A 24,850-nucleotide genomic window follows, 5' to 3' on the forward strand; every position below is an offset into this window, starting at 1 on the left:
TGGCAGAACCGCAGCGCAGGGGAAACAACGCCGGCTTTCTGGTCCGGCAGAATCAGACGATCCGGCGGGGACGCCGGTAAGGGGGAGGCACCAGTGAACTCTGTGAGTGCACCAGCGGTACCGACAGTCGTGTCCGTCATCGGGCCGGAGCGTGACGAGGTGGTGGCCGTGGCCGCGGCCCTTCAGGAGAGGGTTCCCGGCCGACGGTTCGTCGTCGGTGCGGGACCGGACACCGCCGGTGGCGTCATCGCCGTGACAGCGGGTCGGAAAGACAACGACGGTGAGGACGGTAAGGACGCAGCGATCGTCCGTGCGGTCCGCGACGCCATGGGTGGCTGTGTCGTCTACAGCGGGGGAGAACCGGCGTCACAGACTCCACTGTCGACCGAACCCGGCGTCACTGTCGTGCCCTGGGACGGTGACGCGGCCGACCGGAGGAACATCGACCGGCTCGCCGAGGTGGTCATGGACCGTTGGATCGACGTACCCCGGTGGGTCTCCGACGCCCGACGGGCAGACGCCGACCGCATCGACCGGGTACGGGTGGCCGTCCGTCTCACCGCTGAACGTCATGCGTCCGACCTGCTGGAGACCGACATGCCTGCGTCCGGGGACACCGCGACGTCGGACGGTCGGGGACGGCTTGACGCGCTGTTCCGGGCCCGGCTGCGCTGCACCGTGCTGGAACACGGTGTGGAGTGGCCGCACCTGCCGGAGTCTCCGGCCCCGGCCGGGGTATCACCGGTGTCCGGTGGTGACCGGCAACGGGAACTGCTGGTCCTCGTGGCGTCCTGCGGTGCGGGCCTTGCCGCCGCCGTGGCGGTGGGTCGACTGGCGGGGCCGCTGGTCGGCGTCCTCGTGGGTGTGGTCGTCGCCGCGGCACTCGCCCTGGTGCGTCGGCGGATGCTCGCCGGGGCACGCCGGGAACGTGACCGGGCGGCGGGGGCGGCGCAGCTGCGTCGGCAGTGGGGTGCGGTGGCCACCGAGGTGGTCTCCCGGCTGCGGGTGCCGGCGGTGGCGGACGCCGTGGTGGCTGAAACGACAGGGGCGAAGCGATGAGCGGCGACTGGTTCGATCTGGGCGGGCTCGACGGACTCGACGGGCTGGACGGTCTGGAGCCGGTGGATCCGGCGACGGACGGGCACCTGATCCTCGACATCGGCGACGTGAGTTACGGGCTGCCGGCGTCTCACGATCTGGGAGAGGACGCGGCGGAGGACGCCGTGACCCTCACCGACGACCGGGGCATGGCGGTCTGTTCCGACACCGACGGAGACGGACACGTCGACCGACTGTCTGTCGTGGGCTTTGACGGCTCCTGGTCGCACTGGGAGCGCGGCGGACAAGCCGGTGACACGGACGCTGAACCCCCCGTCACCCCCACCGGGCCCACGGATAACTGGACAACCGGTGGGTGGGAATGTGTGGAACGGGGGGAATGGGGTTAGGCTGGGGTGGTTAAGACGCGAACTCACCACCCTTGTCAGGAGAATTCATGACCATCCCCGGGCTCGTCGGCCAGGCACCCACCACGAATCAGGAACTGCTGCAGTGGATCATCGACGCGGTAGCTCTTTTCGAGCCGGCGCAGGTCGTGTTCGTTGACGGCTCTGTGGAGGAACGCGACCGACTGTCCCAGGAGCTCGTCGACGCCGGCACTCTGATCAAGCTCAACGAAGAGAAGCGGCCGAACAGCTACCTCGCCCGCTCCAACCCGGCCGATGTCGCCCGCGTGGAGTCCCGCACCTTCATCTGCTCCGAGAAGCAGGAGGGCGCCGGCCCGACCAACAACTGGGCGCCGCCGGCTGCGATGAAGGAGGAGATGACCGAGCACTACAAGGGTGCGATGAAGGGCCGCACGATGTACGTCGTGCCGTTCTGCATGGGTCCCATCGACGACCCGCAGCCCAAGCTCGGCGTCCAGCTCACCGACTCCGCCTACGTGGTGCTGTCCATGGGTGTCATGACCCGCATGGGCCAGGCAGCCCTCGACAAGATCGACGCCACCGGTGAGTTCGTCCGCTGCCTCCACTCCGTCGGCGCCCCGCTGGAGCCCGGTCAGGAGGACGTCGCCTGGCCGTGCAACGACACCAAGTACATCACCCAGTTCCCGGACACCAAGGAGATCTGGTCCTTCGGCTCCGGCTACGGCGGAAACGCCATCCTGGCCAAGAAGTGCTTCGCGCTGCGCATCGCGTCCGTCATGGCGAAGGAAGAGGGCTGGCTCGCCGAGCACATGCTCATCCTCAAGCTGACCAGCCCGGAGGGCAAGGCCTACCACATCCTCGGCGCCTTCCCGTCCGCCTGCGGCAAGACCAACCTCGCCATGATCACCCCGACCATCCCGGGCTGGAAGGCCGAGGTCGTCGGTGACGACATCGCGTGGATGAAGTTCGGCGAGGACGGCCACCTCTACGCCGTGAACCCGGAGAACGGCTTCTTCGGTGTCGCGCCGGGCACCAGCTACGGCTCCAACCCGATCGCCATGGAGACCATGGATGCCGGCAATACCCTGTTCACCAACGTCGCACTGACCGACGACGGTGACGTCTGGTGGGAGGGCATGGGCGACGCCCCGGCCCACCTCATCGACTGGAAGGGCAACGACTGGACCCCGGAATCCAACGAGAAGGCCGCCCACCCGAACTCGCGCTACTGCGTGCCGATCGCCCAGTGCCCGTCCGCCGCCCCCGAGTTCAACGACTGGAAGGGCGTCAAGGTCGACGCGATCCTCTTCGGTGGTCGCCGTGCGGATACCGTCCCGCTGGTCACCCAGACCCATGACTGGAACCACGCCACCATGGTCGGTGCGCTGCTGGCCTCCGGTCAGACCGCCGCCCAGGAGGGTGTCGTCGGTACTCTGCGCCACGACCCGATGGCGATGCTGCCCTTCATCGGCTACAACGCCGGCGAGTACCTCGCCCACTGGATCGAGATGGGCAGGAAGGGCGGCGACAAGATGCCGGATGTTTTCCTGGTCAACTGGTTCCGTCGTGGCGAGGACGGCCGTTTCCTGTGGCCGGGTTTCGGCGAGAACTCCCGCGTCCTCAAGTGGATCGTCGACCGTATCGAGGGTCGCGTCGGTGCCGATGAGACCATCGTCGGGGACACCGCCCGCTACGAGGACCTGGACCTCGAGGGCGTCACCGAGCCGGAGGCCGACATCCGCGAGGCGCTCACCGCGCCGGCGTCCCAGTGGGCCAACGACATCGAGGACAACGCCGAGTACCTCAATTTCCTCGGCCCGAAGGTCCCGCAGGAGATCCTCGACCAGTTCGACGCACTGAAGCGGCGCGTCGAGGAGGCCGTCGCCGCTGAGAAGGCCGGCGTCTAAGGGTTCTCTCTCCCCCCTTCCAGAAATCCTCACCTCCTGAGGTACGCTCCCGGGCTTTCGTGCGTACCTCAGCCGGTGAGGATTCTTCCGCGTCCGAGGCGGGGTCAGGAGGCGGGGCCGCGACGTAGGGTGGAACGCGATGGTCCACTCCCATGATTCCTGCGCCCCTGACCTCGCCCGCGACCTCGCAGTCACTGGCGCGGTCGATTTCCGTGCTGCCTCCGCCGCTGACATCGCCACGACTGCTCCGGACGCGGAGCCCCTGACAGCTCCGCAGCGGGTGTCGCCGGTCGTCGCGATCACACCGCTGAGTCTGCCCACCGAGGTCATCGCCCGGTCGGCACAGGTCCCGGTGGTTGTCATCCTCGGCTCTCCGGTAGACCCGGAAATGTCGGCACTGCGCCGGGAACTCACCGGGGCGGCATCCTCCGCGGGACTGCGGTGGATCCTGGCGGTGGCGGATACTGACCGGTTCCCCCGGCTCGTGGCGGCGTTCCGGCCGGTGTCGATGCCGACCGTCGAGGTCGTCGCCGACGGCACCGGTATTGCAGCCTGGACTCCGGAGGACGGTCTGGGGGAGAACGGCGTGGACTGCGCTGACTGGGTGTCGACGGTGGTGGGGCGCGTCGCACACCGGCTGGCAGGACTGCCGCCGGACACTCTGGTCGATGATGCCGAGGCGGCTGATGTGCGAGGGAAACCGGGCAACGGCCCGGATGCCGCGGATTCTGTGGCGCTCACCTCCGATCCCCGGCTGCGCCAGGCGGCGGATCTGGTCGGCAGTGGTGACCCGGAGGGTGCGGTCGCGCTCTACGAGACGCTGCTGGCGGAGTACCCAGACCTGGCGTCGCAACAGGTGCTGCAGCAGGCGCGGGTGGCAGTGGGTGTGCTGGTACGGACGAAGGAACTGGACCATCGGGCGGTCTACACCACGCTCGCCGGAGCACAGCGGCTTCTCGACGCAGGAGACGCCGTCACAGGGACTGCCTCGATGACACTCGATGATCTGCTGCGTACCGCTGATGTCCTTGTCCTCGATGACAGGCCGGTTGATGCGGTCGACCTGCTGTCAGGAGCCTTGTCCAACTCAGCGGCAGGGCGACCGGCGGCGGAGTGCGAGCAACTCCGTGTCCGTGTCCTTGACGTCATCCGGCTCCTGGAGCCGGGCGCGTCGGCGGCGGAACGGGCCCGACGGAGGTTGGCGTCCGCCCTGTTCTGAGAGGTGGCTGACGGGACGCCTGGTCAGGTGATGTCTGTCGGTGCCGCTACATGTCACGGGGCGATTCAGCTCGGGCCACCCTCGAGCGGTTCATCGGACGAGGTCGCGGGCTTCGGCGTCGGTGATCATGGCGCCGTGCAGCCTTTCCAGCAGGGCGGGAGCATCGAAACCCACTCCGATGAGCACGACTTCGTTGCCGGGTGTGAGACCGGCTTCCTGCCAGCCCGCCGCGGGCCGGATCGACAGATCCGGACCGGCCTGGTGCCAGATCTGGGCGTGGGGCAGCTGGTCGGCGAGCCAGCAGTATCCTTTCGACCGGACCAGTCCGGTGGTGGCACGCAATGCTTCAAGCAGACGTCCACGGTCGAGGGGACGGTCACTGCGGAAGACGACTGAACTGATGCCGTACTCCTCGGTCTCCGGGGCGTGGGGGTTCGCCAGTTCCTCGGTGTACCCCTCGTAGGTCCGTGCGGTGGCCTCACTGAACAGGTTCGCGCCGAGGATCCGGTCAATGATGCTGACGCCGTGGCACAACCCGTTGACCAGGATGTCTACCTCCGCACGCGGATTCATACGTCGCACCAACGTCATCGTCGCCGCCAGCCGGTCGGCGGAGACCAGATCGGACTTGGTGACGTAGATCCGGTCAGCGAACTCGACCTGGTCGACGAGGAGGTCGGCGACGGTGCGTTCGTCGACCGGGGTCGCGCCGCGGTCGACGTCCGTAAGGCGGGTGTGCCTGCCGATCCGGTCGAGGAACTGGCGGGCGTCCACCAGAGTGACCATCGTGTCGATCGGGGCGATGTCCGCCAACCGGGTGCCGTCCTCCCACTGCCATTGGAAGGTTGCGGCGACGGGCATCGGTTCGGAGATGCCGGTGGACTCGATGAGGATGTGGTCGTACTTTCCGGAGCGGGCCAGGGTACCGACCGAATCGACGAGGTCCTCGCGCAGGGTGCAGCAGATGCAGCCGTTCGTCAGCTCGACGAAGCGGTCCTCCCCGCGGGTGAGATGTCCCTCCCCGGCGATCAGGGCGGCATCGATGTTGATCTCGGAGAAGTCGTTGACGATCACCGCGATGCGACGCCCGCCACGGTCGGTGAGAACCTGGTTGAGCAGGGTGGTCTTGCCGGATCCGAGGAACCCGGACAGGACGGTGACGGGGGTCATGGAGGGGGCCTTTCGGTGGACGGTGCTTCGACCCCACCTTACTGATAATGATTTCCAGTAACGGTGGGTGGGTGTCTCCCACGTTCCTCGGCCCACTCTCACCAGGCGTAGGACTGTGGGGCAGTGCCCGGGCCGGGCCAGATCCGGTCGAGTTCTGCCGGCGTCGGGGCGTCCGGCGGGCACACCCCATCGCCAGTGGCGACCACGGGATCAGCCCGATCCGGAAGTGCTCCAGGGCGGGGATGAGCTCCTGCTCGATCACCCGGGCGCGACCGGTCAGGTGGGAGTCGGTCACGTCCCACCCGGCGAAGCTCGAGGATCCGACGTAGCTGATCTTGCCGGACGCGATGATCTCCTCCGAGGTTCCGTAATCCTGGGCCATGTCCGGACTCTGCGGGCCACCGTAGACATCGGCGGACCCGATGAAGCTCACCCCGAGGTCGACGGCGGGGTCGAGAATCCTGTGGGCGTCCGCTTCCGGGGTGGCGTCCCCGGAGTTCATGGTGCCCGGTCCGATCCTGCTGACCAGCAGGCCGGAGCGTCCGAGGTGTGCGTAGTCCATGGTGTTCATTCCCCTACCTGCGACGTTATCCGCGGTATCCGGCCTCAACCAGGTACTGACAGGGCATTGTCCGGGTCTGCCGGAGGCCTGTGCCACGCCCTACGCTGGGTGTCATGGACAGCAGGAAGAACGCGCGGGCGGCGCAGGCCGAGGTACGGGAGTTCCTCACCACCCGCCGGGCCCGCATCACCCCGGACGCCGCGGGTCTGCCGGCCACCGGTAACCGTAGGGTGCCTGGTCTTCGCCGCAGTGAGGTCGCGCACCTCGCCGGGATCAGTGTGGACTACTACGCGAAACTGGAACGGGGACAGATCGCCGGGGCATCCGCCGGAGTTCTGGAGGCACTCGCCCGTGCCCTGCAGCTCAGCGAGGCAGAACACCGGCACCTCTACGACCTCGCCAGTGCCGCCGACGGTGTCCCGACCTCGGCGCGTGGACGGTCACGCTCCACCCGTCCGCACCAGGTCAGGGCATCCCTGGAGCGGGTGGTGGACGCCATCACCGGGGCTGTAGCCTTCGTCCGCGACGAGATGCAGGATATTGTCGCGGTCAACGATCTGGGCCGGGAGTTCTACCGTCCCGTGCTCGGGGAGAAGGACGCATCCGGGGCGCAGTCCGGTCGCGCGAACCTCGCCCGCTTCCAGTTCCTCGACCCGGCGTCCCGCGAGTTCTACCCGGACTGGAACACCATGGCCCGGATGTGCGTCGGTGTGATGCACGCCGAGGTCGGACGCAATCCCGGGCACCGTGGGTTACAGGATCTCGTCGGAGAGCTGTCCACGCTGAGCGCCGACTTCGCTGAACTGTGGGCCGCGCATGACGTGAGGATCCACGGGGCCGGGACGAAACGGTTCCACCACCCGGAGGTCGGTGAGCTCACTCTCGCCTTCGAGGAACTGCAGGTCACTGCAGATGACGGACTGGCACTCTACGTCTACTCCGCGGAACCGGGGTCAGCGTCCGAGGAGAAACTGCGACTGCTCGCCTCACTGGCGGCCACTACCGACATTCACCCCTCGTAGGCCTCCTTCGCCGCCCGGAACGCGGCCCATGCCTTCGGCCACCCGACGTAGAAGGCGGCATGGGTGAGGACCTCGGTCATTTCCTCTGCGGTGACGCCGTTCTTCTTCGCCATCTCGATGTGGAATCCGAGCGAGCTGTCGATGATGCCGGACGCCATCAGCGCGGTGACGGTGACGATGCTGCGGTCGCGGGCCGGAAGCTTGTCCTCGCGGCTCCACACCTCACCGAAGAGGACGTCGTCGTTGAGTTCGGCGAACTTCGGGGCGAATTCCCCGAGGGAGTCCCGGCCGGCTGTCACTTTCTCCATCATTCCTCCTTCCTGACGGTGGGGTTGTTCACTTCCCGTTGTACACCGGGAAGGCCGAGGAATCGCCGTAGTCCCGAGCGTCCAGGGTGCGCAGGGCGTCCATGTCGGCGTCCTCGATCATGAAGTCGACCTCGGCGTTGGAGCGCATATGGCCCGGGTTCGCGGTCTTGGGCAGGGAGACGGTGCCGAGCTGCAGCGTGTAGCGGATGCACAGTTGTGGCACGCTGACTCCGTACTTCGCCGCGAGATTCTTGACCTGCGGGTTGTCGAGGATCTCGCCGTGGGCGATCGGGGAGTAGGCCTCCACCACGATGCGCTTGTCCCGGCAGTAGTCGATGAGGCCGGCCGGTGTGTTGCCGGCGTGGACGAGGATCTGGTTGACGTGCGGGGTGATCTCGGCATTGTCGATGATGTTGTCGAGATCGCGCTCCAGGAAGTTGGAGACGCCGATGGCCTTCACCTTCCCGGCGTGGAACGCCTCCTCGAGTGCCCGCCAGGCGGCGAGATTTCCCTCGTCGTAGGTGCCGCCACGGAAGTCATCCCAGGGCTGCGGGGCATGGATGAGCATGAGATCCACATAGTCCAGACCCATGGTCGACAGGGAACCGTCGATGGCGGCGACGGCGCCCTCATAGTCCTTCACCTCGGCGGCGAGCTTCGTGGAGACGAACAGTTCCTCGCGGGGGACGCCGCTCTCACGCACGCCCTGCCCGACACCGGCTTCATTGCCGTAGGCCTGGGCGGTGTCGATGTTGCGGTAGCCGACGGTGACGGCCTCTTTCACGGCCCGGGCGGCCTGGTCATCGTCGATGAACCAGGTGCCGAGGCCGAGGACGGGGATGTCGTCGCCGGTGGTGAGGGTGAGGGTGTCAGTGAGTGCTGTCATGGTTGTTCTCCTGTGCAGGTGGGTTTACGCGGGCAGTGCCGCGTAGTACTTGTCTGTGACCGGTTCCAGCCACTCGTTGGAGGTGTTTTCGCCGGGGACCTCGATGGCGAGGTGGGTGAACCAGGAGTCTGCCTTTGCCCCGTGCCAGTGCTTCACATTGGCGGGGATCTGGACGATGCTGCCCGGGGTCATGCTCACGGGATCCTCGCCCTCGGCCTGGTACCACCCCGAGCCGTCGGTACACAGCAGGATCTGCCCGCCGCCGCCGGTGGCGTGGTGGATGTGCCAGTTGTTGCGGCATCCGGGTTCGAAGGTCACGTTTCCGACGGGTACTCCCTTGTCGGTAAGCAGGGCCAGGTAGCTCTGGCCGGTGAAGTTCGCGGCGTAGGCGTCATTCTTCCCGCCGAGCGGGAAGAGGGGTTCGAAATCGATGCTGTCGGTCATGGCATCCAGGCTACGTCCGGTCAGGACACCGCACCGGTGCTGAAGGGTGCCCTGTGGGTACGTGTCTGTTCTTCGGCCGGTTCCGGCTGTTCACCACTTGACCGAGGCTACGCAGAGGTTGTTTTCCGGAATCATCGGTGGACTCTCCGAAGCCTCGACCAGTGGTGGACGTTCTGACGTGGACGGTGGGGCAGTCGCGCACATCACGCGCCCGGACCCGCGGGAACACTGCTGTCACCGGCTACGCTGGACCCATGAACGACAGTCCCGTGACCCGGCACACGATCTTTCAGAACTCCCTCATGTCGGCCCTGCTCGACGGCATCTACGACGGCGAGATGACCGTCGGTGAGCTGCTCGGCAAGGGCAACTTCGGCCTCGGCACCTTCGACGCCCTCGACGGGGAGATGGTCATCATCGACGGCGTCTGCTACCAGCTGCGCCACGACGGCACCGCCACCCGCGCTGACCTTGGGCAGCATTCCCCGTACTCGGTGTGCACGAACTTCGTGCCGCGCATCCGCCGCCGGGCCCCGGAGAACATCCGGCGGGCCGACCTCTCAGACTTCATCGACGAGATGACGCCCTCGGCGAACTACATGTACGCCGTCCGTATCACCGGCACCTTCTCCGACGTCACGACCCGCACGGTGGTGCGTCAGGAGAAGCCCTACCCGCCGATGACCGAGGCTGTCGGGGACGATGCCGAGCAGCACTTCACCGACGTCTCCGGTGTCATCGCCGGTTTCCGCACCCCGATCTACGAGAAGAACATCTCGGTCCCGGGCTGCCACGTCCACTTCATCGACGATGCCCGGACACAGGGCGGCCACGTCCTCGACTTCACCCTCACCGAGGGCAAGATCGAACTGTGCCCCGGCACGGATCTTGACCTGCGGTTGCCACTGACCTCGGCCTTCTCGAATGCGAACCTCGACCCCGAGGACCTCGACGAACAGCTGCACGCCACCGAGGTCAAGGACTGACACCCTGAACACTCCCTCGCTCCGTAGCCCGGGCTCCGACCTGCCGCCGTCATGGTGGTACGTCCCTGCCCGGGCGGTCCGTCGATTCGTCGACCAGGACTTCGTGGACTTCGTCGGCAGTCTCGCCTTCCGCGCCCTGCTCGCCCTGTTCCCAGGGCTCATCGCCCTGGTCTCGATCCTGGCTCTGTTCGGTCAGAGCGAGGAATCGGTCGTCCGGCTGCTCAACCAGTTCGAGGGGGTGACCCCGGAGGACACCTGGGAGACGGTGCGTCCGGTCCTCGAGTCGATCCTGCGCGCGCCACAGGCCGGACTGGGTCTGGTCATCGGTCTGGTGACCACACTGTGGACGGCGTCCGGCTTCATCAAGACCTTCAGCCGCACGATGAATGCGGTGTACGGGATCTCGGAGGGACGCGGCATGTTCAAGTGGAACCTGCAGATGTACCTGCTCACCGCCATGTTCCTGCTGCTGGCCGCTGTCGGGCTCATCGGGTCGGTGATCGCCGGACCGGTCGCGGAGGCGGTCGGTGAGCTGATCCACCTGGAGACCGCAGTGATCACGGTGTGGCGCTACGTCCGCTGGGTGCTGGTCATCGGGGTCGTCGTGCTGGGTGTGGGGATGCTCTACCGCATCACCCCCAATGTCCGGATGCGTCGTACCTGGGGAGGACGCCACTTCCCGTGGTACCTGTTCTGGATGCGTTGGTTCACGGTCGGTGCGACGATCGCCATTGTCGCGACGGTCCTGGCGACGGCGCTCTTCTTCCTCTATGTCTCGAAGGCGGGGTCCTTCAACGCGACGTACGGTGCACTGGCCGGCGTGGTCGTGCTCATGCTGTGGCTCTTCCTCGTCAATGCGTCACTGGTCTTCGGTGCGCTCATCGACAGTGAGGTTGTCCGGATGCGGCAACTGCGGGCCGGCCTTCCGGCCGAGGAGACCCTGCAACTGCGTGTCCGGGATTCCTCGGCAAGTGAGAAGCGCGAGTCGAAGATGGCCCGGGACGTGGAGCGGGCGCGCGAGATGCGTGAGAGTGCGGAGGCCGGCACGGAGGACGCCGACTAACCGTGGGCGTCGAGGAAGAACGCCAGCAGCTGCGGCTTGCGGGACATTGCAGCGGTCACACCCGCTGACGATGTCGAGCGCGACGTTCCCGAAGCCCTCACGCCGGTACCAGTTCGTACCCTCCCGTGCCGCGGTGAGGGCGTCGAAGTTGTCCTCGCTGGTGGTGCCGTCGTCGGGTTCGCCGACCGCCCAGGTCAGCAGTAGATGCTGCCGCTTCGTGGCGTCCGGGAGTGGTTATCGAGTGCCTCGGGTGCCCCGCCACCGCCGAGCATGAGTGCCCCGCCGGTGATGAGCAGTCGGGAGGTGGGGATGGTGCCGTAACTGATCATCTCGGCACCGCCGGAGTATCCGTACCACCGGATGTCGGTGGGGGACGCCGAGTTCGGCACCTACTTCATCGGCTACGCCAAGGATCCGGCGGTGACGGAGCAGATGCTGCGCAACATGTTCATCGGTGTCCCGGAGGGCAACCACGACCGCATCCTCGACTTCTTCACGGCGGTCACCGGATCGCTGTATTTCGTGCCCTCAGCGGCCTTCCTCAACGGTCTGGGGGCTGACCGGGTGGGACGTCCCTGAATCTTTCAACCGGGGTGACCTGCGAAGAGTGATTCGAATCACGATTTATCGGAGAATCTTCTTTCATTGGAAACGGATATGACCTATCCTTTTCTGTAACGATCACTACATATCCACACCGACTCTGGAGGACACCATGTCATGCCCCTTCAGTGGCGCCGACGACGCCACCACCATCCCCGACGCTGCAGGGCCCACCCCGAAGAAGTCCTTCCGCCGCGGAAGCAAGGATGACACGCTGGTCCGCGAGGACGAGGGCTTCTTCGGCCCGGACTCCGTCACCTGGAAGGTCTGGCGCTTCCCCGGCTTCGCTCTCCAGGCCTTCGCCCGCGCCGTGACCCTCGAGCACCTCGATCCCGACCTCGTCGCCGCCGTCGACGCATCCGGCCAGGTCTACAAGCGCACCCCGGTCCGCTACGACCGGACGATGGAGTACTTCGCCGCCGTCCTCACCGCGGATGCCCAGACGATGACCCGGATGTCCGACATTCTCATGAAGGTCCACGACCGCTCCTACGGCGTGAACCCGGTGACCGGCAACAACTTCGAGGCGAACAACCCTGACTCGCAGATGTGGATCCACGTCACCGCCTGGCACTCGATGCTCTACATCTACGAGAAGTTCGGCCCGGGAAAGCTCTCCCGCGACGAGGAGAACGAGTACTGGGAGCAGATGGCGATCTCCGCGGCGTTCCAGCCGATCCGCCAGGAGGATCTGCCGAAGACCCGTGGTCAGGTGCAGAAGTTCTTCGATGACTGGCGCGAGAAGCTGTCCGCCTCCGAGGCGGCGATCCGCAACACAGATCACATCCTCGACGGCTTCGAGACCATCGAGCCGGACCTGCCGAAGTGGCTCATCAAACTGGGGCGTCCCGTGCTGCGCAGGAGCATCATCGCCACTTACCCTCGCTGGATGCGTCCGATGCTCGGCGTGAAGCAGTCGCGGCTCATGGACTCCCTGTCCATCGCCGTATGGAAGCCGATCTACAAGTTGCTGGACGCCAACCCGAAGCTCTTCCTCTGGCTGCTCAAGCGCATCTGCCCTCGTGCGGTGCGCTACATGGAGCCACTGCTGCTCAAGACACCGGCAAAGACACCCCGCGTCTACACCCCTGAGGTGGCCCGCCGGATGTTCGGCAACCCGATGACCCCGCTGGAGCAGCGCGAAGAGCTGCTGAAGAAGCGTCAGGGTGGGGTCGGTCAGAGGTCCTACGGGCACAACCACACCGACCAGATTCTGGAGTTCGCCAACGCGGATGACGCCGAGGCCACCGAGGCGACGCTCGAGGCGGTGAAGGAGTCCGAGGAGGATCTCCGCCAGGTCGGTTAGTCCGGTCTTTTCCGCCGGTCCGTCGGTTCTACACCCGGGTGGTGCACATCACCCGGGTCTTTTCATACCCGAACCAGATAGGATGGGGCCTATGACAGGAGCAGCAGAAGACACCGTCGCTCGCAACCCCCTTAAGGTCACCACCACGAAAAAGAAGGTCCGGGGACGCCGGGCCGACGGTGAACGGTCCAGGCAGAAGATCCTCGACGCAGCCGCAGAGATCGGGGCAGAACGCGGCTACGACGGTACCTCCATCGCCGAGATCTCCCGGCGGTGCGGTCTGCCCGCCAGCTCCATCTACTGGCACTTCAAGGACAAGGACGACCTGATGGCCACGGTCATCGAGGACAGCTTCGACGCCTGGAACCAGTCCTGGGACATCGACGCCGACGGCAATATCCTCCTGGAGCTGTTCGCCATCGCCGAGCAGCTCATCGGTGCGCTGCAGGAGCACCCCCAGTTCCTCCACATCGGCCTGCCGCTGGCGCTCCAGAAGCGCACCGATGATCCGCGTCCGCGCCGGATGTACCTGCAGATGCGGGAGAACCTCACCGCCCGGTTCGAGAAGATCGGTGAGACCCACTTCTCCCACGTCCCGCCGCAACGCCGCACCGCGATCATCACCTACCTCATTGCCGGTGCCGAGGGGCTGATCATCTCCAACGAACTCGACCGGTCGGACGACGCGCCGGACATCGAGGAACTGCTGCAGATCCACGCGTCGAGTGTCATTCATATGATCATGCAGGAGGCGGACAAATGGCCGAAGGCGTGACAGGCGTGACAGGCGTGATCGGTGTCATCGGTGTCGGTGAGATCGCCGAGGCCATGGTCACCGGCCTGCTCAGCGAGGACGCCGGCGCCCCCGCTCACGTCATCCTCTCGCCGCGCAGCGCTACCCGGGCCACGGCCCTGGCCACCAGGTTCGACGCGGTGACGGTCGCGGTGTCCAATGCCGGAGTCGCGGTCTCCGCGGACGTCGTCATCGTCTCCGTGCGCCCCGACCAGCTCGCCGATGCCCTGGACGGGGTGGTTTTCCGCCCGGACCAGCTGGTCATCAGTACCCTGGCCGGCGTCGATCTCGCCACCCTGCGGGCCGCCGTCGGCGGCTCGGATGAGGGGGGTCCTGCGATCGTCCGCTCCGTGCCGCTGCCTCCGGTGGCGCGCCGGGCGGGGGTGACGCCGGTGATCCCGGCCGAGGCCCGTGCGGTGCAGCTCTTCGATCTCCTCGGCGGCTATCTCGCCGTCGCCGACGAGGAACAGATGGCCGCGGTGACCGTGCTGACCGGAGCGCAGACCGGCATGCTGCAGTACATCGCGGAACTGTGCCAGTGGGCCGCGGACAACGGTCTGGAACCGGGTGCCACCGAGATGTTCATCCGGAGCACCGTCGCCGGGCTGGAACCCGGTCTGCGCGACGCCACCACCCCGATCGCCGGACTCATCGACAACTTCGAGACCGAGGGTGGCCTGAACTGGCAGCTGCGGACCCGGTTCTTCGATGCCGCCACGTCCACCTCCCTCATCCGTGAACTCGACTCGCTGCACGAGCGCGTCCGGGGAGAGTGATGTCTGCCGGGTGGGGATGTCTTCAGCGTCAAACATCCTGACGCCGGGTTTTGACGCTCTGCGACGGTGCGACGCCCGGTCGGGTGGATAGCCTGGACCGATGGACTGGTTGAGCGCACGACGGGGAGTCGTCCTGACCGGGGCCACTACGACCTGCCGCAGGCGTCCCCGCTGGAACGCCTGCTGGGAGTGAGTGCCTACTCGGTGGTGGTGGCGCTGTTGTCCTCGTCAGTGGTGCTGCCCATGCCGCCGCCCATGCCGCCGCCCATGCCGCCACCCATGCCGCCACCCATGCCGCCACCCATGCCGCCACCCATGCCGCCGCCCATGGTGGACTCGGTGGCCTCACCCGCGGTGACCTCGGTCTCCGTGTCTCCGACGGTGACGGTGTAGGTCTCGCCGATGGTGATGCCATCGGAGGCGAAGACCACGTTGGCGAAGTCCTTCTCGCTGGTGAAGGAGGCGATCTCCGCACCGGTGGAGTCCTTGACGGTGATCGTGTCACCGGCGGACCCGTCGATGTTCGCGGAGAGCCAGCCCTGACCGTCGGTGTTGTCGGGAGTCTCAGCCATTCCGGAGGAACCGATCGCGGTGATCTCGCCACCGGTGACGGTGAACTCGCCGGCCACGTCGAGGGCGCCGTTGCCGTCGTCGGTCGGACCGTAGATGATGACGGCGCCGCCGGTGACGGTGGCGTCGCCGTTGGAGTCCAGGCCATCGCCCTCGGCGTTGATGATGAGGGTGCCGCCGGTGATGTTGAGCTGCTCACCGGTGGACTCCTCGCCACCCATGCCGCCGCCCATCTCGCCGCCGTCGGGCATGGTCGGCATCTCACCGTCGGTCAGGCCCTCGGGCATGGTGGGCATCTCGCCCTGGTCGGGGATCTCCATGCTGCCGTCGGTGCTGCCTTCCGCGGCGGCGTGGGTGCTGTCGTCGGTTTCCTCCGAATCAGACCCCGCGATGGCTGCGATACCGTCCTCGGTGGTGGTCGAGCCGGAGGCGTTGACTCCGTCGTCGCTGGAGGTGACGTCGACCAGACCGTCAGAGAGGGTGATGAGACCACCTTCGATGCCTTCCTCGGACTCGGTGACCGTGATATCGGCACCGTCGAGGATCACAGCGACCTCGGCGTGGACGCCGTCATCGCCGGTGGCCAGGGCGATGTCACCGGAGCTCATCCGGATGCCGCCCTTGGCGTGGACGGCATCGTCACCGGAGTCGACGTTGATCGTGCCCCCGTCGACGATGACGTACACGCCGCCCTTGATGCCCTTGGTCGAGTTCTCGTCATCCTTGCCGGCAGCAGCACCGCCGCCGGCGGAGATGTCCAGGTCGCCACCGGTGATGATGACGTCGGTGGCGGCGTCGATGCCGTCGCCGGCGGTGGTGGTGAGCTTCACGGTGCCGCCGGAGATGTTGACGTAGCCCTTGGTGGGGTCCTCATCCTGGTCGGATTTCAGGGCGTCGCCGGCGGACTCCACGGTCACGGTGCCGTCCTCGATGACCAGGGCGTCCTTGCCACGCAGGCCGTCGTCTGCGGCGGTGACGTTCAGCGTGCCGGACTTCACGACGAGGTCGTCGGTGGAGGTGATGCCGTCGGCCCCGTTCCCCTCGACGTTCAGTGTGCCGTCGCCGGTGATGGTGAGGTCGGCGTCGGCGTAGATCGCGGCGTTGGCGTCCGCGTCCTCGGCGTAGGTGTCGGTGTCGGAGACGGTGGATTCACCGGTCAGCGAGATGACCACGTCATCGGCGCTGGCCACGTTGATCGCCGGGCCGTCGGAGGAGGAGATCGTGGCGTTGTCGAGGATGAGCACGACCTGGGCGTCGTCGGCGGCCTCGACGGTGACGGTCTCGGTGACGTCACCGCTGATCCGGTACACGCCGGCCTCGGTGATGGTGCCGTCGTCGTAGTCGACGGCGTCGTCCGTCGAAGCGGCAGCCCAGTCGGAGTCGTCCACGGAGGACGCCTCGTTGTTCGCGTCGAGCACCTCATCGGCGGTCGGTACGTTGACCAGGTCGGCGTCCCCGTAGACGTCGGTGGTGGCGTCGTCCGTGGTGGTGGTCTCCGCAGAGGCGGAGGAGTCGTCGGAGGAGGAGGAGCAGGCGGCGAGCGCGAGGACGCCGGCCATGGAGGCGGCGGCCACGCCGCCGAGAAGGTGGTTACGCATGATGTGATCCTTGAGTTGCGGTGATGTGGGTGGTGGAGTGGATGGGTGCGAGGTCGAAGTAGTCGCGCAGGACGCGGTTCCAGCGGTTGTGGGGGAGCTCCGGGTGGAGGGCCGCCATGCCGGTGCCGAACTTCGAGATCTTCGACGGACGGTGACCGCTGTGCCAGAGCATCCGGTCGATGTCCGAGGGGCGGGAGCCGGACTTCGTCTCGACGATGACCATGTCGGGGCGTTCCAGGGTATCGGTGCCGACACCCCGCCAGGTGAGGTTCGTGTCGACGGTGGCGCGTCCGACCCCGCCGCCGGGGAGCAGGAAGGTGGTGCGGTCGTAGGTGCCCCACATCACCGGTGCGAGGTCGGCGGCGTGGATGTCGACTCCCGCTTCACGGGCCTGACCGAGCAGGTCCTCGGCCCAGGCGACGGCACCGGGGGAGAGCCGGTCATCGGCGGCCAGGGCGGCGTCCTCGCCGGTGAGCTCGTAGCGGGACTTCACGGTGACGCCGCGGGCTCCCTCGACCTTGAACTCCAGGAAGGATGCTCCGGTGTCGAGGTAGGTCCGGGTCCGCAGCTTGAACTTCCGGCGGCGGGGCCGGGCCGCCATCATGAAGCTGGCGAGGTCCGGGGTGTCGAAGTAGACGGACTGGTAGCTGTGGGCGGTGCGGCCGTCGATGGTGAGGACGCGGGTCTCCGGGGCCTCCTGCTCCAGCCGGGTGAGGACGTCGGTGAGTGCGGCGGACCTTAGGACGTACTTGCGGTCGACCCTGGTGAGCATGGCTGCTTCGGCGTTGAGTTCTTCGAGGCTGACGGATTTCATCGCTGGGCGCTCCTGACGGTGGACGGGACGGTGGACGGGACGGTGGTGGATGCGGTGATCATCTCGGACTTCGGCGCATCGAGCGTCGAGCGGGAAGGAAACAACCGGTTGCGTCCGTTGGTACGGACCGTGGCGGTGGCCAGGGTGGTGTCATTGACGAAGTCGATGGACCGGATGGTGGCGTCGATGACCTCGGCACCGGTGCGGGCGTTGATCTCCCGGGGCAGCTGGGTCGGATCGGTGACCGCGGCATCGAGGCGGATCTCCATGGTGCGCACGCCGTTGGACAGCAGGCGGGAGTCGGCGACGGCGAGGACGGCGAGCAGGACGGCCATCAGGCTGATGTTGAGCGGGGTGACCTCGGAGGACATGCCGGAGATGAGGCCCAGGGCCAGCGCGGCGAAGTAGTAGGCGACCTCGCGCTGGGAGATCTCGGAGGACCTCAGGCGGATGATCGACAGGACGCCGAACAGCCCGAGCCCGAGACCGGCGCCGACGGTGGTGGAGCCGAGGACCTGGCTGACGGCGAGGACGCCGACGTTGACGCCGAGGAAGGCGACCACCAGATCGGAGCGGTGGTGGCGCGGGTAGTAGATGCCGAAGACGAGGATCGAGATGGCGAGCAGATCCACGAGGACCATGATGGTGGAGGAAGACATGACCGGTTCCTTTTCTGTGGTGTTCCGGGGGCGGACCCGGGCGGGTGAGTGCCGATGACGGAAATAAGAATGTGTCCCCCACTTGGGCGAATCCTGTGAGCCGGAATATGAGTCTTCGGTAGCTGTGCGCACATCCTGCGGGCAGTGCCGGGTTTTCCTGCCGGTTCCCTGTGGCCGTCGTTGTACACAGGACATGACATGGCTTTATGTCGGAATTCTGTGGGTTGACCGGGAGTCTGAATCCGTACCGCGAACGCAGTATCGGACGGATACACCTGCTGCGGTACGGGGTGTACGCGGACGGGGGATGCATCGGGCACTCATCCGATGAAGGATCAGTATTTATATTTCACGGTATTTGTTAAGGAGAAGAACGATGACCGACGGGATGCGCCGTCCCTGGTCCGGCGGCGTCCGCAATAATGGCGTCATGACCCCTCAGCGCCGGATCCCCGCCCCGGTGATCGACCTCGCCGTCGTGGCACTGATCCTGGTGTCCACCGCACTGCTCGGCCCCAGGCCCTCAGGCGACCCCGGACCACAGGGCGGGCCGCCGGCCCCGGACATGCCGGGCGACCGGGGCGGCTTCAGCGGCTTGACCGGTATCGAGGACCCCGACCGCTTCTGGTTCATCGTCCCGGTCGCCGCAGTCCTCGCCGCCGCGGTCATACTGCTGCGACGCCGGTGGCCCGTGCCGGTGTTCGCCACGACCCTCGTGATCTACACCTCCACCGTCGTCCTTGAGCTTCCCGTGATCGGTGCCGGGATCGCCGTGATCGTGGCCGCCTGGTCGGTGGCCACCCGTCACACCCGGACGATCACGCTGGTGGTCGGCATCATCGGCACCGGGGTGGTCGCGCTGCTCAGTCTCATCTACTCCGGGGAACTCACGCTGGACCCGCAGGTCTTCCAGGTTGCCGCCGGGATCGCCATCGCCGCGGCCCTGGGGGACAGCACCCGGTCGCGGCGGGAGTACACCGCGGCAATGACCGAACGTGCTGAACGGGCCGAACAGACCCGTGAGGCCGAGGCACGCCGGCAGGTCGCCGAGGAGCGGTTGCGTATCGCCCAGGATCTCCACGACACGGTCGCCCACCGTATCTCGGTGATCAGCCTGAACGCCGGGGTGGCGTCCGCGGCGGTGGAGATCAACCCGGACAAGGCCCGTGAGTCACTGGGGACGATCCGTACCGCGTCCCGCGAGGTGCTCAGTGAGATCGGCGTCCTGCTGCGCTACCTGCGGACCGAGGACGGCGAGACCGCCGCCTCGATGCCGCAGCCGGGCACCGGTGAGATCGATGCCCTGGTCCGTACCGTCCGGGACTCCGGCATGTCCGTCACCTACGACCCCGCGACCGACCTGGACCGGGTCGACGAACTCACCGGCCGGGTGCTCTACCGTGTGGTGCAGGAGGGCCTGACCAACGCCGGCAAGCACGGGTCCGGTCACACCGTGACGTTGAAGATCGACGTCCTCCCCGGGTCTGTGACCGTGGCCGTCTCGAACCCGGTCTCGGACACGGACCGGAACCAGCCGGACGCGCCCCACGGCGGGCTGGGACTGACCGGCCTGCGTGAGCGGGTCGCCGCCGCCGGCGGTACAGTCCGCACCGGCACCGACGACAGCGTCTTCCGGTTGGACGCCGAACTGCCCCTCAGATGACCCCCAGCCGAAAGGACACCCCGTGATCTCCGTACTCGTGGTCGACGACCAGGCGCTGATCCGCCAGGCCGTCGCCGACATCATCTCCACCCACCCCGACATCGAGGTCGTCGCCACCGCCGGTGACGGGGAGGACGCGGTGGACCTGGTCGCGTCCCTGCACCCGGACGTGGTGCTCATGGACATCCGGATGCCGGTCCTCGACGGCCTCGGCGCGACCGAGCAGATCTGTGCCGACCCGGCGAATGCGTCGACCCGCGTCCTCATCCTCACCACCTTCGAGGAGGACGAGTACGTGGTCTCCGCCCTGCGCGCCGGGGCCGGCGGGTTTATCGGCAAGGGCGCCGAGCCCGAGGACATCGTCCGTGCGGTGCAGGCGGTCCATGCCGGGGACTCGCTCTTCTCCCCGGCGGCGACCCGCAGCCTGATCGCCCGGTACATCGACGTGCCGGACGCCACAGGGCAGGGCGGGGCGTCCTCCGGTGGTGCCGGTGCCGTCTCCGAGGAGGCGGCGCAGGAACTGGAGCGGCTGACCGAGCGCGAGCAGGAGGTCCTGCTGCTGGTCGGTCAGGGACTGTCGAACCAGGAGATCGCCGAGAAGTTCTTCATCTCCCCGCATACGGCGAAAACGCACGTCAACCGGATCATGTCGAAGATCGGCGCCCATGACCGGGCGCAGCTGGTGATCCTCGCCTACGAGAGCGGGTTGCTTGTCCCGGGCGCCTGATCAGCCTTGCGTCGACGGTCACGGCGCACCAGGTACACCACGCAGATCACCGCGGCGATCGCGCACAGGACGTAGATGACCGTGGAGAAACTGTCGATGGTGTCCGCCACGCGGTGGTAGTTCGCCCCGAGCAGGACGCCTGCCCAGATGAGCACCGCATTCCACACCGATGAGCCGATCAGCGTCAGCAGCGAGAACTTCACGAGGTTCATCCGGTCGATGCCGGCGGGGATGGAGATGAGACTGCGGACGCCGGGGACCACCCGGCCGATGAGGATCGTGGCGTCCCCGAAGCGGTCGAACCAGCGCAGTGCCTTGTCCACGTCGCGGCCGTCGACCAGCCAGATCCGGTCGGCGATCGCCCGGAGGCGGTCGGCCCCGATCGCCGCCCCCAACCAGTACAAGATCCAGGCACCGATCAGGGAGCCTGCGGTAGCCCAGATGAATGCTGCCAGTGCGCTCATGTGCCCCTCGGTCGAGGCGAATCCGGACAGTGGCAGGACCACCTCGCTGGGGATCGGGGGGAAGACCGTCTCGATGAGGATCGCCAGGCCTACACCGGGGGCGCCGATGGTCTCCATGAGTGAGACGAGCCAGTCGAGGACGGAGGAGATCACGTGGGGCCTTTCGGGGGAGATCTGGTCAGGAACGACAGAACACCCCATGGTAAAACACGTTTACCTGGGGTGCTCTGTGGATTGACTGTGAATCCGGAGGGGCGGGTGTACCGGGCGGGTCACTAACCCTTCAGCGACGCGACCGGGGTGAATCGCTCGCCGTACGTGGCGGCGAGCTCCTCGGCGCGGGCGACGAATCCGGCCACACCGGTGGTCGGGTAGTCGGCCGGGGCGTCCTCCGGCAGCGTCGCTGCGGCCGGGCGGGCGTAGTTGGTGATGAACTGGCGGGTACCACCGGTCCATGCCGGGTAACCGATACCGAGGATGGAACCGATGTTGGCATCCGCATCCGAGGTCAGCACGCCCTCGTCGACACACTTCTGGGTCTCGATGGCCTCGATGAAGAGCATGCGCTCGACGAGGTCGTTGAGGCTCGGGCCGGCCTCACCGGCGGAGACGGTGGAGTCCAGGCCGTGGCCGTCGGTCGCGGCCTCGCCGTCGGGGACGGTGACCGGGGTGATACCGAGCTTCTCGGCGAGCTCACCACGCAGACCGGACCAGAGGCCGGCACGCTTGCCGTTCTCGTCGTACTCGTAGAAGCCCTTGCCCTCGAGCTTGCCGGGGCGCTCGAAGTGGTCGAGCATGGCGTCCACCAGGGCGTTGACGCCACCGTCGTCGACGGTGACACCCGCAGCATCTGCGGCGGCCTTGTTCTCGGCACCGATCTTGCGGGCCAGCTTGAGGTTCAGCTCGTCCTGCAGCTGGAGCTGCGGGGCGGGGTAACCGGCCTGGCGGCCGGCGGATTCGATGACGGCCGGGTCGACGCCCTCGACGAGCATGCGCATCGCCTCGTTGAGGACGGTGCCGATGACGCGGGAGGTGTAGAAACCGCGGGAATCGTTGACGACGATCGGGGTCTTGCGGATCTGGCGGGCGAAGTCGAGGCCCTTGGCCAGGGTCTCCGGGGAGGTCTCGGCGCCGGAGATGATCTCGATGAGCGGCATCTTGTCGACCGGGGAGAAGAAGTGCAGACCGATGAAGTCGCCCTTGCGGTCCACGCCCTCGGCCAGACCGGTGATCGGCAGGGTGGAGGTGTTGGAACCCAGGACGGCGGTGCCCGGCACGGCGGCCTCGATCTCGGCGAAGACCTTGTGCTTGAGCTCGGTGTTCTCGAAGACGGCCTCGACGACCAGGTCGACGTCGGCCAGGTCGGCGTAGTCGGCGGAGGGCTTGATGCGGCCCAGCAGCTCGGCGGACTTCTCCTCGGTGGTGCGGCCGCGCTTGAGCGCCTTGGCCTCCAGGCCCTCGGAGTAGGCCTTGCCCTTGGCGGCGTTCTCCTCGGAGATGTCCTTGAGGACGACCTCGATACCGGACTTCGCGGCGACGTAGGCGATGCCCGCGCCCATCATGCCGGCGCCGATGACGCCGATCTTCCTGAAGGTGGTCTTCGGGAACGGGGTGCCGTCAGCCTGCAGCGGGCGGGAGCCGCCGCCGTTGCAGTGGTTCAGGTCGAAGAAGAAGGCCTGCATCATGTTCGTCGAGGTCGGGCCGGTGACCAGCTCGACGAAGTAGCGGGTCTCGACGGCCGTGGCGTCCTCGATACGCTTGAGCTGCGCACCCTCGACGGCGGCGGCGAGGATCGCCTTCGGGGCGGGCATCGGGGCGCCCTTGACCTGCTTGGTGACGTTGGCCGGGAAGCTGGGGAGCATCGCGGCGAGCGCCGGGGTGGACGGGGTGCCGCCGGGGATCTTGAAGCCCTTGCGGTCCCACGGCTGGGTAGCGTCCGGGTTCTCGGCGATCCAGGCCTTGGCGGCGTCGACCAGCTGGTCGGCGGGGACGACCTCGTCGATGAGGCCGATCTCCTTGGCAGCCTCGGCGTTGAACTGCTTGCCGGTGGTCAGGACCTTGGTCAGGGCTGTGGCCAGGCCGAGCAGGCGGGTGACGCGGGTGACGCCGCCGCCACCGGGCAGCAGCCCCAGGGTGACCTCGGGGAGGCCGACCTTCAGGCCCTTGGCGTCGGAGGCGATGCGGTGGTGGGTGGCCAGGGCGACCTCGAGGCCACCGCCGAGGGCGGCACCGTTGATCGCGGCGACGACCGGGACGCCGAGGGTCTCCAGGGCGCGGAAATCGGCCTTCATACCGTCGCACATGTCACGGGTGGCCTCAGCCTCGGCGGGGCCGGCGGTGATCATGGACTTGATGTCGCCGCCGGCGAAGAAGGTCTTCTTCGCGGAGGTGATGACGACACCGGTGATCTCCTTGGCCTCGACCGCGGCCTGCAGCTTCTTCACGGTCTCGGCGAGGGAGTCGCGGAAGGCGTCGTTCATGACGTTGACGGGGGCGGACGGGTCGTCGATGGTCAGGGTGACCACACCGTTGGCGTCTGCGTCCCAACCGATGATGTTCTCGCTCATTGTTGCTCCTTGTTGAGGTGGTGGGGCGCTTAGACGCGCTCGATGATGGTGGCGACGCCCATGCCGGCGGCGACACAGAGGGTGATCAGGGCATAGCGTCCGCCGGAGCGGTGCAGCTCGTCGACGGCGGTGCCGGTGATCATGGCGCCGGTGGCACCCAGTGGGTGACCCATGGCGATCGCACCACCGTTGATGTTCAGCTTCTCGTCCGGGATGTTCAGCTCGCGCTGGGCACGCAGGACGACGGAGGAGAACGCCTCGTTGATCTCCCAGACGTCGATGTCCTCAGCCGTCAGACCGGCCTTGGCCAGGGCGGCACGGGCGGCCGGGGCCGGGGCCGTGAGCATGATCGTCGGCTCGACACCGGTGGTCGCGGCGGTGACGACGCGGGCGCGCGGGGTCAGACCGTTCTTCTGGCCGGCGGCCTCATTACCGATGAGCAGCAGGGACGCGCCGTCGACGATGCCGGAGGAGTTACCGCCGTGGTGGACGTGGTTGATCGCCTCGACCTGCGGGTACTTGTTCAGCGCGACGGCGTCGAAGCCACCCTGGTCGCCGACCATGGCGAAGGCCGGGCGCAGGCCGGCGAGCTTCTCCGGGGTGGTGCCGGGGCGGATGGTCTCGTCGCGGTCGAGGACGGTCAGGCCGTTGTTGTCCTTGACGGGCACGACGGAGTTGGCGAAGCGTCCCTCCTCCCAGGCCTTGGCGGCGCGCTCGTGGGAGCGGGAGGCGTAGGCGTCCAGCTCGTCACGGGAGACACCGTCGAGGGTGGCGATGAGGTCGGCGGAGACACCCTGCGGGATGAAGTCGTTGTAGAAGGAGGTCTCCGGGTCCATGGCGAGGGCACCGCCGTCGGAACCCATCGGGACGCGCGACATGGACTCCACACCACCGGCGAGGACGAGGTCGTCGAAGCCGGAGCGGATCTTCATTGCGCCGTAGTTCACGGAGGTCAGGCCGGATGCGCAGTAGCGGTTGAGCTGCACGCCGGTGACGGAGTAGGGCAGGCCGGCGTTGAGTGCGGCGGTGCGGGCGATGTCCATGCCCTGGTCACCCAGCGGGGTGACGACGCCGGTGAGGATGTCCTCGATGGCGCCCGGGTCGAGCTCCGGGTTCCGCTCCAGGACCTCGGTGACGAGGCCGGAGAGGAGGTCGACGGGCTTGACGGTGTGCAGCGAGCCGCCCGGCTTGCCCTTGCCACGCGGGGTACGGATCGCCTCGTAGATGAAGGCCTCGGGGATTCCCGAAGCGGATGCGTCAGTCATAGTGGTCCTCACATCTGTGCTGTGTTGCCGCCGTAGCGCAACCTGTGTCGC

24 protein-coding genes and 1 pseudogene are annotated in these 24,850 nt (G+C 67.1%); 14 read left to right on the forward strand and 11 right to left on the reverse strand.

Annotation, left to right across the window (positions count from 1 at the left end):
* Positions 1-102: 102 nt before the first annotated feature.
* The 4 genes from Q0A27_RS11010 to Q0A27_RS11025 all read left to right on the forward strand — a co-directional run bounded on the left by Q0A27_RS11010 (position 103) and on the right by Q0A27_RS11025 (position 4,553).
* Positions 103-1,059 (forward strand): hypothetical protein, encoded by a 957-nt coding sequence (locus Q0A27_RS11010; protein ID WP_291475447.1) that lies wholly within the window; start codon positions 103-105, stop codon positions 1,057-1,059.
* Entirely contained in the window at positions 1,056-1,448 is a 393-nt protein-coding gene (locus tag Q0A27_RS11015; protein WP_291475449.1) for a DUF6802 family protein, read from the forward strand. Before Q0A27_RS11010 ends, Q0A27_RS11015 begins: the two co-directional genes overlap by 4 nt.
* Positions 1,449-1,495: 47 nt before the next feature.
* Entirely contained in the window at positions 1,496-3,334 is a 1,839-nt protein-coding gene (locus Q0A27_RS11020) for a phosphoenolpyruvate carboxykinase (GTP) (protein WP_291475450.1), read from the forward strand.
* 139 nt (positions 3,335-3,473) lie between these two features.
* Entirely contained in the window at positions 3,474-4,553 is a 1,080-nt protein-coding gene (locus Q0A27_RS11025) for a hypothetical protein (protein WP_291475452.1), read from the forward strand.
* A gap of 90 nt (positions 4,554-4,643) precedes the next feature.
* On the opposite strand, the gene Q0A27_RS11030 is transcribed toward Q0A27_RS11025, so the two are convergent.
* Positions 4,644-5,723 carry a GTP-binding protein gene (locus Q0A27_RS11030; RefSeq protein WP_291475454.1) on the reverse strand — a complete coding sequence of 360 codons (1,080 nt, stop codon included), beginning with the start codon at positions 5,721-5,723 and terminating at the stop codon, positions 4,644-4,646.
* Positions 5,724-6,145: 422 nt separating this feature from the next.
* Here Q0A27_RS11030 and Q0A27_RS11035 point away from each other — a divergent pair, with 422 nt between their 5' ends.
* Together Q0A27_RS11035 and Q0A27_RS11040 are read left to right on the forward strand one after the other, a co-directional pair.
* Positions 6,146-6,280 carry a hypothetical protein gene (locus Q0A27_RS11035; protein ID WP_291475456.1) on the forward strand — a complete coding sequence of 45 codons (135 nt, stop codon included), beginning with the start codon at positions 6,146-6,148 and terminating at the stop codon, positions 6,278-6,280.
* A 118-nt stretch (positions 6,281-6,398) separates the two neighbouring features.
* On the forward strand, positions 6,399-7,307 hold the full coding sequence (locus Q0A27_RS11040) for a helix-turn-helix transcriptional regulator (RefSeq protein ID WP_291475458.1): 909 nt from the start codon (positions 6,399-6,401) through the stop codon (positions 7,305-7,307).
* On the opposite strand, the gene Q0A27_RS11045 is transcribed toward Q0A27_RS11040, so the two are convergent.
* From Q0A27_RS11045 to Q0A27_RS11055, 3 genes are read right to left on the reverse strand one after another with little or no spacing between them, the layout of a single operon-like run.
* Entirely contained in the window at positions 7,295-7,618 is a 324-nt protein-coding gene (locus Q0A27_RS11045; RefSeq protein ID WP_291475459.1) for a carboxymuconolactone decarboxylase family protein, read from the reverse strand. The genes Q0A27_RS11040 and Q0A27_RS11045 overlap by 13 nt on opposite strands.
* Positions 7,619-7,643: 25 nt before the next feature.
* Entirely contained in the window at positions 7,644-8,501 is an 858-nt protein-coding gene (locus Q0A27_RS11050; protein ID WP_291475461.1) for an aldo/keto reductase, read from the reverse strand.
* A 24-nt stretch (positions 8,502-8,525) separates the two neighbouring features.
* Positions 8,526-8,945 (reverse strand): cupin domain-containing protein, encoded by a 420-nt coding sequence (locus Q0A27_RS11055; protein ID WP_291475463.1) that lies wholly within the window; start codon positions 8,943-8,945, stop codon positions 8,526-8,528.
* A gap of 254 nt (positions 8,946-9,199) precedes the next feature.
* Between Q0A27_RS11055 and budA the strand changes: the two genes are divergently transcribed.
* Entirely contained in the window at positions 9,200-9,931 is a 732-nt protein-coding gene (budA, locus tag Q0A27_RS11060) for an acetolactate decarboxylase (RefSeq protein WP_291475465.1), read from the forward strand.
* Between the two features lie 40 nt (positions 9,932-9,971).
* Positions 9,972-10,994, forward strand: coding sequence for a YihY/virulence factor BrkB family protein (locus tag Q0A27_RS11065; RefSeq protein ID WP_291475514.1), 1,023 nt, complete (start codon positions 9,972-9,974; stop codon positions 10,992-10,994).
* A 194-nt stretch (positions 10,995-11,188) separates the two neighbouring features.
* Here the strand turns inward: Q0A27_RS11065 and Q0A27_RS11070 are convergent, their stop codons facing one another.
* Positions 11,189-11,383, reverse strand: coding sequence for a hypothetical protein (locus Q0A27_RS11070; RefSeq protein WP_291475516.1), 195 nt, complete (start codon positions 11,381-11,383; stop codon positions 11,189-11,191).
* On the opposite strand from Q0A27_RS11070, the pseudogene Q0A27_RS11075 reads away from it, so the two are divergent.
* The 4 genes and pseudogenes from Q0A27_RS11075 to Q0A27_RS11090 form a co-directional block, all read left to right on the forward strand.
* Positions 11,358-11,573, forward strand: a pseudogene (locus tag Q0A27_RS11075) (peroxidase); the annotation flags it as partial. The gene Q0A27_RS11070 and the pseudogene Q0A27_RS11075 sit on opposite strands and share 26 nt — an antisense overlap.
* Positions 11,574-11,709: 136 nt before the next feature.
* Positions 11,710-12,903: an oxygenase MpaB family protein gene (locus Q0A27_RS11080; protein ID WP_291475467.1), complete on the forward strand. Its 1,194-nt coding sequence runs from the start codon at positions 11,710-11,712 to the stop codon at positions 12,901-12,903.
* 91 nt (positions 12,904-12,994) lie between these two features.
* On the forward strand, positions 12,995-13,678 hold the full coding sequence (locus Q0A27_RS11085) for a TetR/AcrR family transcriptional regulator (protein ID WP_291475469.1): 684 nt from the start codon (positions 12,995-12,997) through the stop codon (positions 13,676-13,678).
* Positions 13,663-14,472: an NAD(P)-binding domain-containing protein gene (locus Q0A27_RS11090; protein WP_291475472.1), complete on the forward strand. Its 810-nt coding sequence runs from the start codon at positions 13,663-13,665 to the stop codon at positions 14,470-14,472. The genes Q0A27_RS11085 and Q0A27_RS11090 overlap by 16 nt, the downstream gene beginning before the upstream one ends.
* A gap of 197 nt (positions 14,473-14,669) precedes the next feature.
* Here the strand turns inward: Q0A27_RS11090 and Q0A27_RS11095 are convergent, their stop codons facing one another.
* The 3 genes from Q0A27_RS11095 to Q0A27_RS11105 are packed head-to-tail and all read right to left on the reverse strand — an operon-like array spanning position 14,670 to position 18,113.
* On the reverse strand, positions 14,670-16,640 hold the full coding sequence (locus Q0A27_RS11095; protein WP_291475474.1) for a carbohydrate-binding domain-containing protein: 1,971 nt from the start codon (positions 16,638-16,640) through the stop codon (positions 14,670-14,672).
* Positions 16,633-17,454, reverse strand: coding sequence for a polyphosphate polymerase domain-containing protein (locus tag Q0A27_RS11100; protein WP_291475476.1), 822 nt, complete (start codon positions 17,452-17,454; stop codon positions 16,633-16,635). The genes Q0A27_RS11095 and Q0A27_RS11100 overlap by 8 nt, the downstream gene beginning before the upstream one ends.
* Positions 17,451-18,113 carry a DUF4956 domain-containing protein gene (locus Q0A27_RS11105; protein ID WP_291475477.1) on the reverse strand — a complete coding sequence of 221 codons (663 nt, stop codon included), beginning with the start codon at positions 18,111-18,113 and terminating at the stop codon, positions 17,451-17,453. Before Q0A27_RS11105 ends, Q0A27_RS11100 begins: the two co-directional genes overlap by 4 nt.
* A gap of 376 nt (positions 18,114-18,489) precedes the next feature.
* Here Q0A27_RS11105 and Q0A27_RS11110 point away from each other — a divergent pair, with 376 nt between their 5' ends.
* Both Q0A27_RS11110 and Q0A27_RS11115 read left to right on the forward strand, forming a co-directional pair.
* Entirely contained in the window at positions 18,490-19,776 is a 1,287-nt protein-coding gene (locus Q0A27_RS11110) for a histidine kinase (RefSeq protein ID WP_291475479.1), read from the forward strand.
* 22 nt (positions 19,777-19,798) lie between these two features.
* The gene (locus Q0A27_RS11115; protein WP_291475482.1) at positions 19,799-20,503 is read left to right on the forward strand and encodes a response regulator transcription factor; all 705 of its coding nucleotides are present in this window, start codon (positions 19,799-19,801) and stop codon (positions 20,501-20,503) included.
* On the opposite strand, the gene Q0A27_RS11120 is transcribed toward Q0A27_RS11115, so the two are convergent.
* From Q0A27_RS11120 to Q0A27_RS11130, 3 genes are all read right to left on the reverse strand, one after another.
* Complete coding sequence (locus Q0A27_RS11120) at positions 20,470-21,120, reverse strand: DedA family protein (RefSeq protein WP_291475484.1); 651 nt, start codon at positions 21,118-21,120, stop codon at positions 20,470-20,472. The two genes, Q0A27_RS11115 and Q0A27_RS11120, sit on opposite strands and share 34 nt — an antisense overlap.
* A 122-nt stretch (positions 21,121-21,242) precedes the next feature.
* The gene (locus Q0A27_RS11125) at positions 21,243-23,534 is read right to left on the reverse strand and encodes a 3-hydroxyacyl-CoA dehydrogenase NAD-binding domain-containing protein (RefSeq protein WP_291475486.1); all 2,292 of its coding nucleotides are present in this window, start codon (positions 23,532-23,534) and stop codon (positions 21,243-21,245) included.
* A gap of 29 nt (positions 23,535-23,563) precedes the next feature.
* Complete coding sequence (locus Q0A27_RS11130; RefSeq protein WP_291475488.1) at positions 23,564-24,799, reverse strand: acetyl-CoA C-acetyltransferase; 1,236 nt, start codon at positions 24,797-24,799, stop codon at positions 23,564-23,566.
* Positions 24,800-24,850: the final 51 nt, after the last annotated feature.

It is taken from the genome of Corynebacterium sp., from assembly GCF_022712275.1.
In the GTDB taxonomy this organism is placed as follows: Bacteria; Actinomycetota; Actinomycetes; order Mycobacteriales; family Mycobacteriaceae; genus Corynebacterium.

Coding starts and splice junctions, on each gene's coding strand:
- Q0A27_RS11050 (WP_291475461.1), bottom strand. CDS start 8,501: ATGACAGCACTCACTGACACCCTCACCCTCACCACCGGCGACGACATC.
- Q0A27_RS11110 (WP_291475479.1), top strand. CDS start 18,490: ATGACCGACGGGATGCGCCGTCCCTGGTCCGGCGGCGTCCGCAATAAT.
- Q0A27_RS11085 (WP_291475469.1), top strand. CDS start 12,995: ATGACAGGAGCAGCAGAAGACACCGTCGCTCGCAACCCCCTTAAGGTC.
- Q0A27_RS11030 (WP_291475454.1), bottom strand. CDS start 5,723: ATGACCCCCGTCACCGTCCTGTCCGGGTTCCTCGGATCCGGCAAGACC.
- Q0A27_RS11045 (WP_291475459.1), bottom strand. CDS start 7,618: ATGATGGAGAAAGTGACAGCCGGCCGGGACTCCCTCGGGGAATTCGCC.
- Q0A27_RS11095 (WP_291475474.1), bottom strand. CDS start 16,640: ATGCGTAACCACCTTCTCGGCGGCGTGGCCGCCGCCTCCATGGCCGGC.
- budA (WP_291475465.1), top strand. CDS start 9,200: ATGAACGACAGTCCCGTGACCCGGCACACGATCTTTCAGAACTCCCTC.
- Q0A27_RS11080 (WP_291475467.1), top strand. CDS start 11,710: ATGTCATGCCCCTTCAGTGGCGCCGACGACGCCACCACCATCCCCGAC.
- Q0A27_RS11040 (WP_291475458.1), top strand. CDS start 6,399: ATGGACAGCAGGAAGAACGCGCGGGCGGCGCAGGCCGAGGTACGGGAG.
- Q0A27_RS11105 (WP_291475477.1), bottom strand. CDS start 18,113: ATGTCTTCCTCCACCATCATGGTCCTCGTGGATCTGCTCGCCATCTCG.
- Q0A27_RS11020 (WP_291475450.1), top strand. CDS start 1,496: ATGACCATCCCCGGGCTCGTCGGCCAGGCACCCACCACGAATCAGGAA.
- Q0A27_RS11130 (WP_291475488.1), bottom strand. CDS start 24,799: ATGACTGACGCATCCGCTTCGGGAATCCCCGAGGCCTTCATCTACGAG.
- Q0A27_RS11125 (WP_291475486.1), bottom strand. CDS start 23,534: ATGAGCGAGAACATCATCGGTTGGGACGCAGACGCCAACGGTGTGGTC.
- Q0A27_RS11090 (WP_291475472.1), top strand. CDS start 13,663: ATGGCCGAAGGCGTGACAGGCGTGACAGGCGTGATCGGTGTCATCGGT.
- Q0A27_RS11100 (WP_291475476.1), bottom strand. CDS start 17,454: ATGAAATCCGTCAGCCTCGAAGAACTCAACGCCGAAGCAGCCATGCTC.
- Q0A27_RS11035 (WP_291475456.1), top strand. CDS start 6,146: ATGAAGCTCACCCCGAGGTCGACGGCGGGGTCGAGAATCCTGTGGGCG.
- Q0A27_RS11025 (WP_291475452.1), top strand. CDS start 3,474: ATGGTCCACTCCCATGATTCCTGCGCCCCTGACCTCGCCCGCGACCTC.
- Q0A27_RS11055 (WP_291475463.1), bottom strand. CDS start 8,945: ATGACCGACAGCATCGATTTCGAACCCCTCTTCCCGCTCGGCGGGAAG.
- Q0A27_RS11015 (WP_291475449.1), top strand. CDS start 1,056: ATGAGCGGCGACTGGTTCGATCTGGGCGGGCTCGACGGACTCGACGGG.